The sequence below is a fragment of the Myxococcus sp. CA056 genome, from assembly GCF_013336715.1.
GTDB lineage: Bacteria > Myxococcota > Myxococcia > Myxococcales > Myxococcaceae > Myxococcus > Myxococcus llanfairpwllgwyngyllgogerychwyrndrobwllllantysiliogogogochensis.
This window is the reverse complement of the sequence record NZ_JABUMT010000004.1, coordinates 105,767-120,915: the sequence shown is the minus strand read 5'-3', so window position 1 is coordinate 120,915 and position 15,149 is coordinate 105,767. Positions and strand designations below refer to the sequence as shown.

Here is a 15,149-nt window from a genome sequence, read left to right as displayed (position 1 = left end):
AAGGAATTCGACAAGGTGCGTTCAGCCTTCATGCGAAAGGCTGAAACACCCCTTCCTGGGTGCGTTCAGCTTTCATGGGAAAGGCTGAAACACCTTGAAGAATCTGAGTGCCGATGGACTCGGGCTGTCCTGGGATGAGTCACGCGCGGGCGTCGTTCGTGGAGTGAGCACGAGCGGGGTATCGTGTCTCACCATGTCCTCTCCTGGCTCTGCTCGTTCTCGCGCGACCGGTCTGTTCGCGCTTCCCGCCCTGCTGTGCCTGCTGCTGGGTTCCTCCGCCTCGGCCCAGGCGACCCGCACGTGGGTCTCGGGCGTGGGGGATGATGTGAACCCCTGCTCTCGCACCGCGCCGTGCAAGACGTTCATGGGGGCGCTCAGCAAGACGGCCACGGGTGGAGAGGTTGATGCCATGGACCCGGGTGGCTACGGCACGCTGACCATCACCAAGTCCATCACGATTGACGGCGGGCCCAGCGCCGGAGGCATCCTCTATTCAGGGACGCATGGCGTGGTCGTGAACGCGGCCGGCGCCACCGTCATCCTGAGAAATGTCGCCATCAATGGCGGCACCACGGGACTGGACGCCATCCGCATCCTCGCGGCGGACAAGGTGCTGGTGGAGAACTGCACGATTCAGGGGTTCACCGGCTCGGGCATCAACATCCTGCCTGACGCGGGCGCCGTGCAACTCGTCGTGCGCAACACGACGGTCAACGGTGCGGTCGCCAGGGCGCCGACGACCGCCGGCGAAACCTCGGGTGGCATCCAGGTGGCGAGCGGCGGGGCCGTGATTGGAAACAGCCAGATTGCGTCCGGCCTCATCGGGCTCCACGTGCTGAACGGCGCGCGCGTCACCGTGAATGACACGACGGTGGTGGGCCACTCCGGCCAGGGTGTCCTGGCGGTGGGCGGTGCGCAGGTGACGCTGGAGCGGGCCGTGGTGGCGCAGAACGGCGTCGGAATCAAGGCGGAGGCCCCGGCGCAGGTGCGCATCTCCGACACGATGGTGGGCCACAACACGGGCCTGGGGCTGGACGGCCCGGTCGTCTCGTTCGGGAACAATCGCGTCGCCGCGGGCAACGGCACGGATGGTTCCCCCTCCACCACGCTGCCTCAGAATTGAGCCGCGCGATGGGGGTCCACTTGCGCTGCATCCTCGTGGTCGCGCTCTGCGCGTCCACTCCCGCGCTGGCCCAGGCAACGCGCACCTGGGTGTCGGGCGTGGGCGACGACGTGAATCCGTGTTCCCGCACCGCGCCGTGCAAGACATTCGCTGGCGCCATCAGCAAGACGGCCGCGGGTGGGGAAATCGATGTGCTTGACGCCGGCAGCTTCGGCACGTTGGTCATCACCAAGGCCATCACGATTGATGGCGGGCCGGCCGGCAAGGTGAGCGCGTCCAGCATCCCGGGAATCACGATCAACGCCGGCCCTCAGGACGTGGTGGTGCTGCGTCGGCTCTCCCTGACCGGGAGCGCGGGCACGCGCGGAACGACGGGTATCGCGTTCAACAGCGGGCGGGCACTGCATGTCGAGCGCGTACAGATTCATGGCTTCCAGCAGGACGGCATCCGCTTCTCGCCCGAGGCGGGTGGCCAGCTGGTCCTCGCCGATGTCGTGGTTTCGGGAAATGGGGGCGCTGGCGTCCGGGTGAGTTCGCCGTCCGGGGTGGCCTCTGCAGTCATCTCGCGCGGCAACCTTTCAGGGAATCGCCAGGGGCTCTGGCTCGGCGCGGGCAGTGTGGCGACGGTGAATGAGCTGACGGCGTCCGACAATGCCGAGGCCGGCATCTGGGCCCGGACGGACGATGGCGGCAAGGTCCAGCTCAACGTGGAGCGGGCCCGGCTCACGCACAATGGCGTGGGCCTGCATGCGGCCTCGGTGGGGAGTGGGAGTCAGACGCTGCTGAGGCTGTCCCGCGCCGCCGTGGACGCCAATGTGCTGGCCACCACGCGGCTCATCGGCACGGGCACCGTCCTGTCCTTCGGCAACAACCGGATGGCGGGAGGCTCCGCGTCGACGTGTCCCACGGGAGCCGTCTTGCTGGAGGACGCGGCGCTGCCGGGGATTGCCCGGGGAGGAGTCTTCGCTCCGGTGGAGCTCGCCGTGCTGGGGGCCATGGGGAGCGTCACCTCGACGGTGTCGGGTGCGCTGCCTCGGGGCTTCCGGTTGGAGGGCGGCGTCTTCTCGGGCACTCCCGAGGAGGGCGGCGACCATCCCTTCACGGTGACGGCGACGGATGGGAATGGGTGCACGGCGTCACGCGACTTCACGCTCGCGGTGGCCTGTCCGCCCATGTCGCTGGGCCCCACCGTGTTGGCCGCGGGGACTACGGGACAGGTCTATGCGCAGACACCCTTCGTGCATGAGGGTGGCGAGGGCACGACGACGTTCGTGCTCGATGGGGCGCTGCCCCGTGGACTCCAGCTCCGTGACGGCGTCCTCACGGGAATGCCCACGCAGCCCGGCACCTTCCCCATCACCCTGACCGCGACGGATGGCGGGCGCTGCTCGTCGAGCCAGAGCTACACCTTGGCCGTCGCTCGCTCCGCCGACTTCCAGGAGGCCACGGTTCAGCTCCAGGCCTCGGCCAACCCCGCGTATGCGGGAGAGGCGGTGTCCGTCACCGCGAGCATCGTGGGCGGACAGGGAGAGCCCTCGGGGACGGTGACGTTCTTCCGGGGCACGGAGGTGCTGGAGGTCGTCACGGTGACTTCCCGCGAGGCGAAACACACGCTCGCGCCGCTTGCTCCGGGCCAGTACACCTTGAGCGCGGCGTACAGCGGAGACACCCGCTTCGGTGGAGTCGACGCGGCGCCCCTGACGTTGGAGGTCCTGCCCGCCAAGGCGCCCATCGAGGAGGGGGACAGCGGATGCGGCTGTCGACAGTCCGGCGCGCCGGGCGGAGTCCTGCTGACGCTGCTGTTGCTCGTGCTGAACCGCCGGCGTCGGGAAGCTCCGACGCCGGGCTGAGGAAGGCGCGCCCCACCTGTGCTCGACGCTGGCTGTGTGAGCCGCCAGCGTCGTCACGGAGGAAGGCGCCTGATGCGACGCGAGGCCCGTCCGGAATCCACGCAGGTGCCTCCTCATGCGGCTAGACGCGCACGGGCACCGCGCGGACGTTGGAGAGGTCCGTGCCCAACGGACGCAGATGAAGGAGTCCCGCGAAGGGCGACACAAGGTCGCTCGCCCCTGACGAGCGGCCCCGCTGTTCCGCAGGAGCGTCACCAGATTTGGACCGGCACGGACCGACGAGAGGAGAGCCCATTGCCGAGCTGACCGCGGGCACCGTCGCCCCAGGCCCAGACACGCCGGTCCGCCGTGACTGCCAGGGAATGTCTTTCGCCTGCCACCACCTGGATGACCCCTGCGAGGCCTGGCACCTGCGTGGGTTGTAGGTGCTGGACAACCTCGCAACCACTGACTCGACAGTGCTCGTTGTTTCCCCACCCCCACACCGTTCCATCTGCCTTCACTGCCAGGCTATGCCCAGGCCCAGCGGAGAAAGCTACGACCCCACTCAAGTCCGCCACCTGCACCGGCACCCGCCGAAGCGTGGTGCTCTGGTCTCCGAGCTGTCCCCTGTTGTTGTTCCCCCAGCTCCACAGCGTCCCATCCGACTTCAGTGCGAGGGAATGACCGTTCCCCGCCGAGATGGCCACGACCCCCGCCAGCCCCGGGACAGGAGCGGGAAGCAGTCGACGCGAGGCCGTTCCATCGCCCAGCTCGCCATAGTTGTTGGTACCCCAGGTCCACACGGTGCCATTACTCTTCAATGCCATGGAGAACTGGCTGCCAGCCGCGATGGCAAGGACGTTTGACAGTCCTTGAACCTGGACTGGCACCAGGCTCAAGTTCTGGGTGCCATTCCCCAATGCGCCTCCCCAGTTCAGGCCCCAGGCCCACACTGTTCCATTGGAACGGAGGGCCAGAGTATGCACTTCGCCGGCCGCGACGGCGAGGACGCGGGTCATGCCCGGGATGGAGGAGGGCAGTGCCCGTCCCACTGTTGAGCCATCACCGAGCTGCCCCCAGGAATTGTAGCCCCACGACAGCAGGGTGCCATCCGCCACAAGGGCCACCAGGAAACCCCGGCCCGCGTCCACCGTGGCGATATCTGTTGCGCCCTGAACCTGAACAGGCTCCGCTTTCAGCCCTCCGTTTCCTTCACCCAGTTCGCCACTACTTCCCATCCCCCATCCCCAAACCGAACCATCCACCCGCACCGCCATTGAGAGATGTTCTCCCGCGCTGGCAGCTCGAGTCATCTCAAACCTCGACGGCAATGGGATGTCGTTCCGGTTGGCGATTCCGTCACCAACTTGACCCGAGCTGTTCTCCCCCCATGACCACAAGGATCCATCCTCGGTGACAACGAAGAAATGCTGCCTTCCCAGCGCCATGGTCCGCACGCCAGCCAGTCCCAGCAGGCGCGTGGGCACCAACAGCACGGTGCCATCCCCGTGCCCCGCCAGGACAGAGAGCTCAGTGCCCCCCCATGTCCATATCGAGCCATCTGATTTCAAGGCCAGGCTGGAATCTCCACCATTCAGGAGCACCACCACCCCCGTCAAGCCTGGCACCGGCATGGGTTCCATTCGAGATACGCGCGTATCATCGCCCAGGTGACCACGTGCGTTGTTACCCCAGGCCCACACCCGCCCGTCAGCGCCCAAAGCTGTCGAGTGCATTGCTCCAGCGGAGATGCTGACAACTTCGGGAAGGCCGTGCACTTGAGTCGGGACAGACAGTTCATTTCCCGTAGGATCATCAGGCTCGTCCACGGAATTGTGCCCCCAGGTCCAAACCGTTCCATCCGCCTTCAAAGCCAGTGAATGAGCATGTCCGGCGGAGATCGACACCACTCCTGACAGATTCAAAACCCGGACAGGCGATGTTCGGGTCACAGCGGTTCCATCACCCAATTGTCGGTAGTAATTACTCCCCCAGGCCCAGACGCTGCCATCCACGCGCAGTGCCATCACGTGATGCGAGCCAGCGCTCACTGCTTCAACACCCGAAAGACCCTGGACCATCACTGGCGTGGCTCGATTGACGGCAGTCCCATCCCCAAGCGTTCCCGCTTGGTTGTTTCCCCACGCCCAGACTGTCCCGTCAGACCTGAGCGCGAAGGAGGAGCCCCAGGCCGCCGAGACCGACAGGACATTGACCAGGGAAGGAACCTTGACCGGAGCCCACCGCGTCACGACGGAACCATCACCCATCTGACCATACTCATTGTTCCCCCAGGCCCAGACGCTCCCGTCGGGTTTCAACGCCACGGAGTGGGTTGAGCCCCCCGCGACCTCTACCCTTTCACTCCAGCTCACTGTCCGAGTCGGAACGAACTTCATCAGGTTCGTGCCATCTCCCACCTGGCCGTCCGTGTTGGCTCCCCATGCCCAGATTTCTCCGCTGGCATTCAGCGCCACGGAATGCTGTCCGCCTCCCGCCGACACCCCTTTCATCTCTGTCAATCCAGGCACCCGCCCAGGGGACACACGTCGGGCCTGCGTTCCATCCCCCAGCTGCGCCCGCGCGTTGCTACCCCAAGCCCACACCGTGCCATCCGATTTCAAAGCCACCGAGTGCTGCCCACCTCCGACCACGGAGACCACTGCTTCCAATCCGGGCACCTTGACGGGGAACAAGCTTGAGGCCAGGGTCCCCAGCCCCAACTGTCCTTCATCATTTTTTCCCCAGCTCCACACCGTCCCATCCGCTTTCAACGCCACGGAATGAGACCCTCCACCGGAAAGCGCCGTCATGTTGAGCGGGCTTGGCAACACCGTGGGAGAGGCACGCCCCACGGTGTCTCCCGTTCCCAATTGCCCATCAGCGTTTCCACCCCAGGCCCAGATGCGCCCATCCGAGGTCAGGGCGAGGGAGTGGAAGTTGCCCGCTGCAATGGATACGGCTCCAGCCAAGCCCTGCACTTGAACCGGAGACAACTGACGCGCCGAGGCCGTCCCATCGCCTAGCTGACCTGTCGCGTTGCTACCCCAGGACCACACCGTCCCGTCGGACCTCAAGGCCAGGGAATGGGAGAATCCCGCCGCGATTGACACGACATTCGTCAACCCCGGAACCTGCGAAGGCACGGGACTGTGTATGAGACCCCCATTCCCCAGCTGACCCGAGCCGTTGCCTCCCCATGTCCACACCGTTCCGTCGGACTTCAAGGCCATGGAATGCTGCTCTCCCGCACCAATGGCCATGATCTCCGACAGTCGCCGGGCCCGGAGCGGCCTGGGGTTGCTCCAGGTCGTGCCATTCCCCAACTGGCCGAAACCGTTGCTACCCCAGGCCCACACTGTTCCATTTGACCGCAAGGCCAGCGAGTGATTGCGGCCGGCGACGACCATGCTCTGTCGCACAATGCCTTCCGCAGCACGTGTATGGCGCAGCTGCGGGGCTTGAGCGGAGACCTCGCCAGGCTCACGCTCAGCACACGCGAGCCCCCACAATGCGCAAGACAGTCCGAGCCACCACGCCATGCGTTTCTCACGTCCCATGAATCACCCACTATTTCGGCGAGTCGCGTGCCTATCCAGAGGTGAACCTTCCGAGCGCGGCGGAGGCACGCGCCCGGAAGATTCGCCTCGCGCTACCAGACCAGCACGGGTGCGGCACGGAAGCTGGAGAGCCCCGTGCCCAGCTGCCCATGGCTGCTGCTGCCCCAAGCCCAGACACTCCGGTCCGCGAGCACGGCGAGCGAGTGCTCACCCCCTGCCCCCACGGACACGGCGCCCGTCAGCCCCGCCACCTGTGCCGGCAACAGCCGCCAGTTGGACTTCACCCCGCTGCCCAGCTGGCCCTGCTGATTGCGCCCCCAGGACCAGACCTTGCCACCCGTCGTCACCGCGAGGCTGTGGTGCTCGCCCGCGTCCAGGGTGACAGCCCCCGCCACCCCGCTCACCTGCACGGGCAACAGCTTGCGCACCTGTGTGCCATCCCCCAGCTCGCCATAGGTATTGGACCCCCAGCCCCAGATGGTCCCATCCCCCTTCAAGGCCAGCGCATGCGTGCGTCCAGCCGAGACAGCCGTCACGCCCGTGAGCCCTTGCGTCTGCACCGGCGACAGCCGCCGGGCCGTGGAGTTATCGCCCAACTGTCCCAGCGAATTGTACCCCCAGCTCCACACCGTGCCGTCGTGCTTGAGCGCCAGGGAGAAGCCCTCGCCCGCCGCAATCGCAGCCACCCCCGTCAAGCCCTGGACGCGGACCGGCAGGATTCGGGACACGGTCGTCCCGTCACCCAGTTGCCCCTGGACATTGGAACCCCAGGACTGGACGGTGCCATCTCCCAGCAAGGCCAGCGAGTGCCGGCTGCCCACCGCGATGGACAACACTCCCGTCGGCGAGGGAATCAACGTGGGCAGCGCCCGGGACACCCTCGTCCCATCTCCCAGCTCACCCTCCTGATTCTCCCCCCAGGAGAGCAGCCGCCCATCTGACTTCAAGGCCAGGGTATGCCCCTGACCGCCGGCAATCGCTCGACACTCCGTGAGCCCCAGCGCCGCCACCGGCAGCGCGCGGTTCAGGACGCTCCCATCCCCCAACTGCCCTGACAGATTCGCCCCCGTGCCCTGGACGCTCCCGTCCAGCGCGACGCCCAGCGAGAACTGATACGCCGTGGACAGCCCGCGTGAAGCCACGAGCTGCGAGCGCACCGGCAGCAACTGCCAATCCACGACCCCATCGCCAATCTGCCCGTCGGCATTCGCACCCCACGCCCAGACCGTCGCATCCTCCTTCACCACCAGGGAGTGCTGCTCCCCCACGGAGACCGTCCTGACCCCCGTGAGCGCGGGCACCTGCACCGGACTCGTACGCGCCGCCGAAGCCCCCCCTCCCAACTGCCCCTGGACGTTGGCACCCCAGCCCCACACGGTGCCATCCGCCTTCAAGGCCAGGACACTCTCGGCTCCCACCGACAGCGCCACCACCCCCGTGAGCCCTGGCACCCGCGCCGGAGCGAGCCGCGCCGTGAAGCTCCCATCCCCCAGCTGCCCCTTCGCGTTGCTTCCCCAGGCCCACACCGTGCCATCCGCCTTCAACGCCAGCGAATGACAGACACCCGCCCCCAGCGAAACCACGTCCGTCAGCCCCAGCACCTGCTCGGGCGCGAAGACCAGCCGGCCCAGGTCCTCGACGTCCTCGCACGTGTCCTGGCGGCCCCAGGTCCAGACCGTTCCATCCGCCTTCAACGCCAGCGAGTGCTCGACGCCCGCCGAGAGCGCCACGACGCCTTCCAGGCCCAGCGCCTTGACGGGCGCCGTCCGGGACAGGAACCGGGGATTGCCGTCCCCGAGCTGCCCCATCTCGTTGTCTCCCCACGCCCAGACGGAGCCGTCCACACTCAAGGCCAGCGAATGATAGGCCCCCACCGCCACGGCCGACGCGGTGAGCGTGGTGCCCACCTTCACGGGCAGGGCCCGGTTGACGTTCGTCCCATCCCCCAGCGCTCCCCAACTGTTCGAGCCCCAGCTCCACACCGAGCCGTTCTCCTTGAGCGCCACCGAGTGGTAGGCCCCCGCGGCCACGGCCGCCATCAGCGTCAGCGTGGGGACCTGGACTGGCAGCCAGCGAGTCTGCGTCGTGCCATCCCCGAGCTGGGACTGGTCATTCGAGCCCCAGGCCCACGCGGTGCCATCCGCCTTGAGCGCCAGGGAATGGCGCCCTCCCGAGGAGGCCTCCACGCGCTCCAGCAACCCCCGCGTCAGCGCGGGCGCCAGCTTCATCAGATAGGTCCCATCCCCCACCTGTCCGTCGGAGTTGGAGCCCCAGGCCCATACCTCGCCCGTGGCCACCACCGCCACCGAGTGCTGCCCACCTCCCGCCGACACGCCCTTGACCTGCGTGAGCCCGGGCACCTGGAACGGTGACAGTCTTTGCGTCTGCGTTCCGTCTCCCAGCTGCGCTCTCAGGTTGCTGCCCCACGCCCACACCGTTCCATCCCCCTTCAGCGCCACCGTGTGCTGGCCTCCACCCACCACCGCGGCGACGCCCGTCAGCCCTGGCACCTGCGTGGGGACCAGGCTCGCCGCCGAGGTGCCCAGCCCCAGTTGCCCCTCGTCATTCCTCCCCCAGCTCCACACCGTGCCATCCGTCTTCAACAGCACCGAGTGAGAGCCACCACCGGTCACCGCCGTCACGCCCGTCATCCCTGGGAGGACGGCGGGCAGCAAGCGGCCTGTCAGGGTTCCCGTGCCGAGCTGACCATCCGCGTTTCCGCCCCACGTCCACACCCGGCCGTCCGCCGTCAGCGCCATTGAATGAGCATTGCCCGCCGCGATGGACACCACGCCCGTCAGACCCTGCACCTGCACAGGTGAGGTCTTTCGCACCGTCGTCCCATCTCCCAACTGCCCCGTCGCGTTGTTGCCCCAGGCCCACACCGTCCCGTCCGCCTTCAGGACCACGGAGTGGGAGAAGCCAGCGGCGATGCCCACCACGTTCGTCAGGTTCGGCAGGGCCGCGGGCACCGAGCGCGAGACGAGGCTGCCATCCCCGAGCTGGCCGCTGCTGTTGTAGCCCCAGGACCACACCGTCCCGTCCGACTTCAACGCCAGCGAATGCAGCTCCCCGGCGCCAATGGCCCTGATGCTGAACAGACGCCACACGCGCGTGGGCGCAGGACGAGGGCGGGTGGTGCCATTACCCAACTGTCCAAAGGCATTTCCGCCCCAGGACCACACCGTCCCATCCGAGCGCAGCGCCAACGTGTGGTGCCGCCCCGCCATCACCGTGCCCTGGCGCGAGGCACCCTCGGCGGCACGGATGGTGCCGAGTTCGGAATTTTCGAATGCACCTGGTTCACCACAACTCGCCAGCCACATCACGCACAACAGCCAGCACACCGGGATTCCAGACACACGTCTCGCGACACGCTCCATGGGACACCCCTTTTCAGACAGCCCGACGACGAGAACTTCCAAACAGGACCCGCGCGAAGCAGGGGCGCGGTCGGGAGGGTGCTCGCAGCAGCACGAGGCCCTCCCGGACTTCGTGCTGCCTTTGCCGCGCTACCAGACCCTCACGGGTGACACTCGAACAGGAGACAGGCCCGTGCCAAGCTGCCCCGAAGTGCTGTCACCCCAGGACCACACGCCCCGGTCTCCTCGAATCACATGCGCATGAGCGGCGCCCGCGGCGACGGACAGCGCCGAGAGGCCGGGAACATTCACGGGCACCAGCCGCTGCGTGACGGTGCTCCCATCCCCCAGCTGCCCCAGGTGATTGGGCCCCCACGCCCACACCGTCCCATCCGAGCGCAACGCCAGCGTGTGATTGCGCCCCGCCAGCACCGTGCCCTGACGCGCGACACCTTCCGCCGCGCTCGCGGACGCGAACTCCGCCGCCTTGTCACCGGCACCGCGCTCGGTGCAGCCCACCAGCACCACCGCGCACAGCAACCTGCACCACGCCAGGATGCCAGACACACGTCTCCCACCGCATTGCATGAGTCCCCCTGCTCCCCACAACGAGTCTTGCAATCCCTGTCACGAGCCCCGGCGCGCCGCCGGAGTCCGACTCCCGCGGCGAATCACCACACGCGCACGGGCGAGGCGCTGTCGACGAAGGTCCCCGTGCCCAACTGCCCGCTCTGGTTGAGACCCCAGGTCCACACCGAGCCGTCCCCCTTCACCGCCGCCACGTGATGCAGCCCGGCCGACAGTGACACCGTCCCCGTGAAGCCCGTCAGCGGAGCGGGCACCGAACGCGTGACGAACGTGCCGTCCCCCAGTTGCCCAGAGCCATTGAAGCCCCAGGACTCCACCGTCCCGTTCGACTTCAGCACGAAGGAGTCCGCGAAGCCGGCGGAGAGGCGTATCCCTTCCGTGAGCCCCTGGACCTGGACGGGCGAGAGCCGGTTGACCTGGGTGCCGTCTCCGAGCTGGCCGTCGGAGTTCTCACCCCAGGTCCACACCGTGCCGTCCGCCTTCAGCGCCGCGGAATGAGTTAGCCCCGAGGAGAAATCCATCACCTCCGTCAGTCCCAGCACCCGCACCGGGAGCGCGGCATCATCCAGCGTCCCGTCGCCGATATTGCCGTGTGGATTGGTGCCCCACGCCCACAGCGTGCCGTCCGCCTTCAATGCGAAGAAGTTGTAGCCGCCCCCCGACACCGCGATGACTCCCGTGAGGCCCGAGACTTGCGTCGGAGCCAGCACGAAGCTCGACGGGGGCGCACCCGGGAACCACAGGGGATTGATGGACCACGCCCACACCGTGCCGTCGTCCTTCAGCGCCACGGAGTGGTGCATCCCCGCCCCCACCATCACCACGTTGGAGAGGCTGGTGATGCGCGTGGGCGTCCGCAGGCCGTCGCGAGCCGCCGGCCCACCGGGGCCCTCGAAGGTTCCTCCCCACGTCCACACCGACCCCTCTAGCGTGAGCGCCACCGTGTGGTCCCGGCCAGACGCCACCGCCAGCACCTCCGACAGTCCTGGCACCTGCCCGGGCGTCGCACGGCCCGGCCGGCCCGCCGCCCCGAGCTGCCCCAGGTAGTTCTCCCCCCAGGCCCACACCGTGCCGTCCGCCTTCACCACCACCGTGTGCGCATCCCCCGTCGACACGTCCGTCCGCTGCCGCCAGCCCGCCGTCCGCGTCGGCACGAAGGCCTGGAACGTCGTCCCGTCCCCCACCTGCCCGTCCGCGTTGGAGCCCCACGCCAGCACCGTGCCGTCCGCCTTCACCACCACCGTGTGCTGTCCCCCGCCCGCCGTGACGCCCTTCACCAAGGACACCCCCGTCACCCGCATCGGCGCCAGGCGCTGCGTCAGGCTTCCATCCCCCAACTGACCTCGCTGGTTGTTCCCCCACGTCCACACCGAGCCATCCACCCTCAACGCCACTGAGTGCTGGCCTCCGCCCACCACCGCCTCCACGTCCCAGAGCCCGGGGACCTGGGTCGGCGTCAGGCGCTGCCCCGTCGTCCCATCACCGAGCTGGCCGTAGGTGTTCTGTCCCCACGCCCACACGGTGCCATCCGACTTGAGCACCACCGAGTGCGAGCCACCGCCCGACAGCGCCGTCACGCCTGTCAGTCCCGCCACGGCCACCGGCAGGGAGCGGTTCAGCGTGTCCCCCGTGCCGAGCTGACCGTCCGCGTTTCCACCCCATGTCCACACGGCGCCGTCCGCCGTCAGGGCCAGGGAGTGCGCATTGCCCGCGGCGATGGCCACGACGTTGATGAGCCCTTGCACCTGGGTGGGAGCCAGGCGCTGGGACGTCGTCCCATCACCCAGCTGCCCCGTGGCGTTGAGGCCCCACGCCCACACCGTGCCGTCCGCCTTGAGCGCCAGCGAATGCGAGAAGCCTCCCGCGATGCGCACCACGTTCGTCAGTCCTGGCACTCGCTGGGGCCACGCCCGACGCGTGGTGGTTCCATCCCCCAACTGCCCCCGGGTGTTGTCTCCCCACGTCCACACGGTGCCGTCGGCCTTCAGCGCGAGTGAGTGCAGCTCCCCCACGCCAATGGCACTCATCCCCAGCGGCCCTCGAATCCGTGTGGGCGAGGACTTCGCCGTCGTCGTGCCATCCCCGAGCTGACCAAAGGTGTTGCCACCCCACGCCCACACCGTGCCATCCGCGCGCAGCGTCAGCGTGTGATTACGCCCCGCCATCACCGTGCCTTGACGGGAGAAGCCCTCCGCGGCGCGGCTGGAAGCAAGGTCCTCGGGAGGCGGAGTTGCCCCTGGCTCGACGCAGCCCGACAGCCACAGCGCTCCCAATAGACAACCCCAGACAGCCACGGCGGCACCACTGCGCACACGGCTCATGTCTCCCCCCTCGACACGACTTGGAATGGACAGAGAAACACCAGACATGCACGCGAGACAAGCCTTTGCCTGGGACACCCACGGCTCGTCCACCCTCCCAGGTTGTCACCCCGGCCGGCCCACGTCCGGCATCCTCCCCGGCGCTCGGGGTCGTCTGACGTGTGCATCCCGGCGTCCAGGTCGCCGGAGACCTCACCGGGCCAGAGGCGCCAGGTGGCGGGGCCGGCGTACGATGGCGCCATGACTCGAAGCCCGCCGTCCACCGCGCGCAGACGCGTCCCCTACTCCGGCCTCTGGCTCGACGGGTTCAGCCTGACGGCTGTCGCCGGAGGGGCGCTGCTCGCGGGCGGACAGGGCTGGCAGCGGGACGGCATCGGCGCCACGCCTCGCGCGTCGACGGGCGCGGCGTTCTGGGACACCTCGCGGGAAGAGTGGTTGGAACTCTCCCCGCTGCCCGAGCCCCGGCAGGACCATGCGGCGGTGGCGCTCCCGGACGGACGCGTGCTGCTCATCGGCGGACGGGACAACCCGACTCCGGAGCTGGACAGCACCCGCTACTGGGAGCCGGACACCCGGCGCTTCGTCCCCGGCCCGCCGCTGCGGGCCGCGCGCTCGCGTCCCGTCGCGCGCGTGCTCCCGGACGGCGCGGTGCTGGTGCTGGGCTCGGACCATGACAACGACATCGAGCGGGGCACACGCGCGGAAGTGCTGCGCCCCGGCGCCACGGCGTGGGAGCCCGCGGGCCAGACGGTTCGCATCTTCCACACCGGCCCCGTGTGCGTGAGCGGGGAGCGCGTCGTCATCGCCGGGGGCCGCGACAACGGCTTCGGCTTCGCCATCATCGAAGGCGAGCATCTGGCGCCGCCCCTGAACCTGAGCACCGAACTCTGGGAGCCCTCGTCACGGGCCTGGAGGACCGCCCCCCATCCCCTCACAGAGGCCCGAGACGACGCCGAGGGCGTCACCCTCTCCGACGGGCGCATCCTCGTCGTGGGCGGCTGGCACCAGGGCACCTCGCTCACGAGCGCCGAGGTCTTCGACCCGCGCACCGAGCAGTGGACGGCGACGGGCGCGCTCGGCCTCGCCCGCTCCGGCTTCACCCTCACCACGCTTCCGGACGGACGGGCCGCCGTGTCCGGAGGGCTGCGCTCGGACACCTACGCGGAAGCCACCGACGTGGAGCTGTGGAATCCGGCCACGGGCACCTGGAGCCCTGGGATGCCGCTGGCCGTGGGCCGCGCGGGACACCACGTCGTCCCGCTGGGCGCGGGCGCGTTCCTCGTCGCGGGCACCACGCGCGTGGCGCCGGATGGCTCGCTGGAGACGACTTCCGAAGTCTGGCGGCCCTGAAGCCGCGCCACCCCGTTACAGCCGCATCCACCCCGACGGAGACAGACGCATGGACAACCCGGAGCTGGCCCGCATCCCCGGCGTCAACCCCCACGTGCCCGACGCGGCCCGAATCTACGACTACACCCTGGGAGGCACCCACCACTTCGAGGCGGACCGCCAGGCCGCGGAGTTCATGTTCTCGCTGGTGCCTTCCACCCGGAAGTGGTTGCGCATGTTGCGCGGCTGTCTGCGCACCGCCGCCCAGCGCCTGTCCTCGGACGGCTTCCATCACTGGGTGGACTTCGCCTCCGGCCTGCCGACGAGCGACCACGTCCACTCCGTGCTGCCGCAGGCCAAGGTGCTCTACAGCGACATCAATCCGCTCACCATCGCCACCGGCAAGCACCTGCTCGGCGACAATCCGCGCACGCGCTACATGGAATGTGACATCCGCTCCGCGGGGGACTTCCTGCGCCGCCCGGACGTCCAGGCCTTCCTGGATGGAGAGCGGCGCGTGGCCTTCGGCGCCAACGGCATCACCGTGTTCCTCTCCTCGGAGGAGAACCGGAAGTTCTTCCGTGACTTGTATGACTGGGCCGCGCCCGGCTCCAAGCTCTTCGCGACCTTCGAGACGAAGGCCCCGGGCCTGAGCACGCCGAAGTGGGAGCAGTTCGTCGGCATGTTCCAGAAGATGGGCGAGTCCTTCCAGCTCTACTCGCTGCGCGAGTACCTGGACCTGTGCGGTCCGTGGACGCCCGGCCCCGGCGGAGTGATGACGGTGCGCGAGTTCCTGGGCCTGCCCGTAGGCCACATCACCGAGGAGGACCGCGAGGGCGTCGGCATCGAGTTCTACGCGGTCATCCTCGAGAAGCGCTGAGCCCGCGCTCGTCCGCGAAGCAAGCCGGCGGACGAGGCCTACCCCCCGGGGCCCGTCTCCGGGAGGCCCACGGAGCCTCCGTCCGGCGCGCCGCGAAGCGAACGCCCGATGCACTGCAGTGCCGACTGCCTCACCACCGCTGAGTGCCTACCGT

8 protein-coding genes are annotated in these 15,149 nt (G+C 68.5%); 4 read left to right on the top strand and 4 right to left on the bottom strand.

Going from position 1 to position 15,149, the window contains the following annotated elements:
• Nucleotides 1-193: 193 nt before the first annotated feature.
• Nucleotides 194-1,123 carry a right-handed parallel beta-helix repeat-containing protein gene (locus HUA76_RS19055; protein ID WP_174461702.1) on the top strand — a complete coding sequence of 310 codons (930 nt, stop codon included), beginning with the start codon at nucleotides 194-196 and terminating at the stop codon, nucleotides 1,121-1,123.
• Nucleotides 1,124-1,131: 8 nt separating this feature from the next.
• Complete coding sequence (locus tag HUA76_RS19050; RefSeq protein WP_174461701.1) at nucleotides 1,132-2,973, top strand: putative Ig domain-containing protein; 1,842 nt, start codon at nucleotides 1,132-1,134, stop codon at nucleotides 2,971-2,973.
• A 251-nt stretch (nucleotides 2,974-3,224) separates the two neighbouring features.
• Here the strand turns inward: HUA76_RS19050 and HUA76_RS19045 are convergent, their stop codons facing one another.
• From HUA76_RS19045 to HUA76_RS19030, 4 genes are all read right to left on the bottom strand, one after another.
• On the bottom strand, nucleotides 3,225-6,365 hold the full coding sequence (locus tag HUA76_RS19045) for an RCC1 repeat-containing protein (RefSeq protein WP_256434481.1): 3,141 nt from the start codon (nucleotides 6,363-6,365) through the stop codon (nucleotides 3,225-3,227).
• A 242-nt stretch (nucleotides 6,366-6,607) separates the two neighbouring features.
• Nucleotides 6,608-9,898 (bottom strand): RCC1 repeat-containing protein, encoded by a 3,291-nt coding sequence (locus HUA76_RS19040; RefSeq protein WP_174461699.1) that lies wholly within the window; start codon nucleotides 9,896-9,898, stop codon nucleotides 6,608-6,610.
• Nucleotides 9,899-10,027: 129 nt separating this feature from the next.
• Nucleotides 10,028-10,444: a hypothetical protein gene (locus HUA76_RS19035; protein WP_371823497.1), complete on the bottom strand. Its 417-nt coding sequence runs from the start codon at nucleotides 10,442-10,444 to the stop codon at nucleotides 10,028-10,030.
• Between the two features lie 104 nt (nucleotides 10,445-10,548).
• On the bottom strand, nucleotides 10,549-12,786 hold the full coding sequence (locus HUA76_RS19030) for an RCC1 repeat-containing protein (RefSeq protein ID WP_254614340.1): 2,238 nt from the start codon (nucleotides 12,784-12,786) through the stop codon (nucleotides 10,549-10,551).
• Between the two features lie 240 nt (nucleotides 12,787-13,026).
• On the opposite strand from HUA76_RS19030, the gene HUA76_RS19025 reads away from it, so the two are divergent.
• Together HUA76_RS19025 and HUA76_RS19020 are read left to right on the top strand one after the other, a co-directional pair.
• The gene (locus HUA76_RS19025) at nucleotides 13,027-14,136 is read left to right on the top strand and encodes a kelch repeat-containing protein (protein ID WP_174461697.1); all 1,110 of its coding nucleotides are present in this window, start codon (nucleotides 13,027-13,029) and stop codon (nucleotides 14,134-14,136) included.
• Nucleotides 14,137-14,185: 49 nt separating this feature from the next.
• Nucleotides 14,186-14,995, top strand: a complete 810-nt coding sequence (locus HUA76_RS19020; RefSeq protein WP_174461696.1) for an SAM-dependent methyltransferase — start codon at nucleotides 14,186-14,188, stop codon at nucleotides 14,993-14,995.
• Nucleotides 14,996-15,149 lie beyond the last annotated feature (154 nt).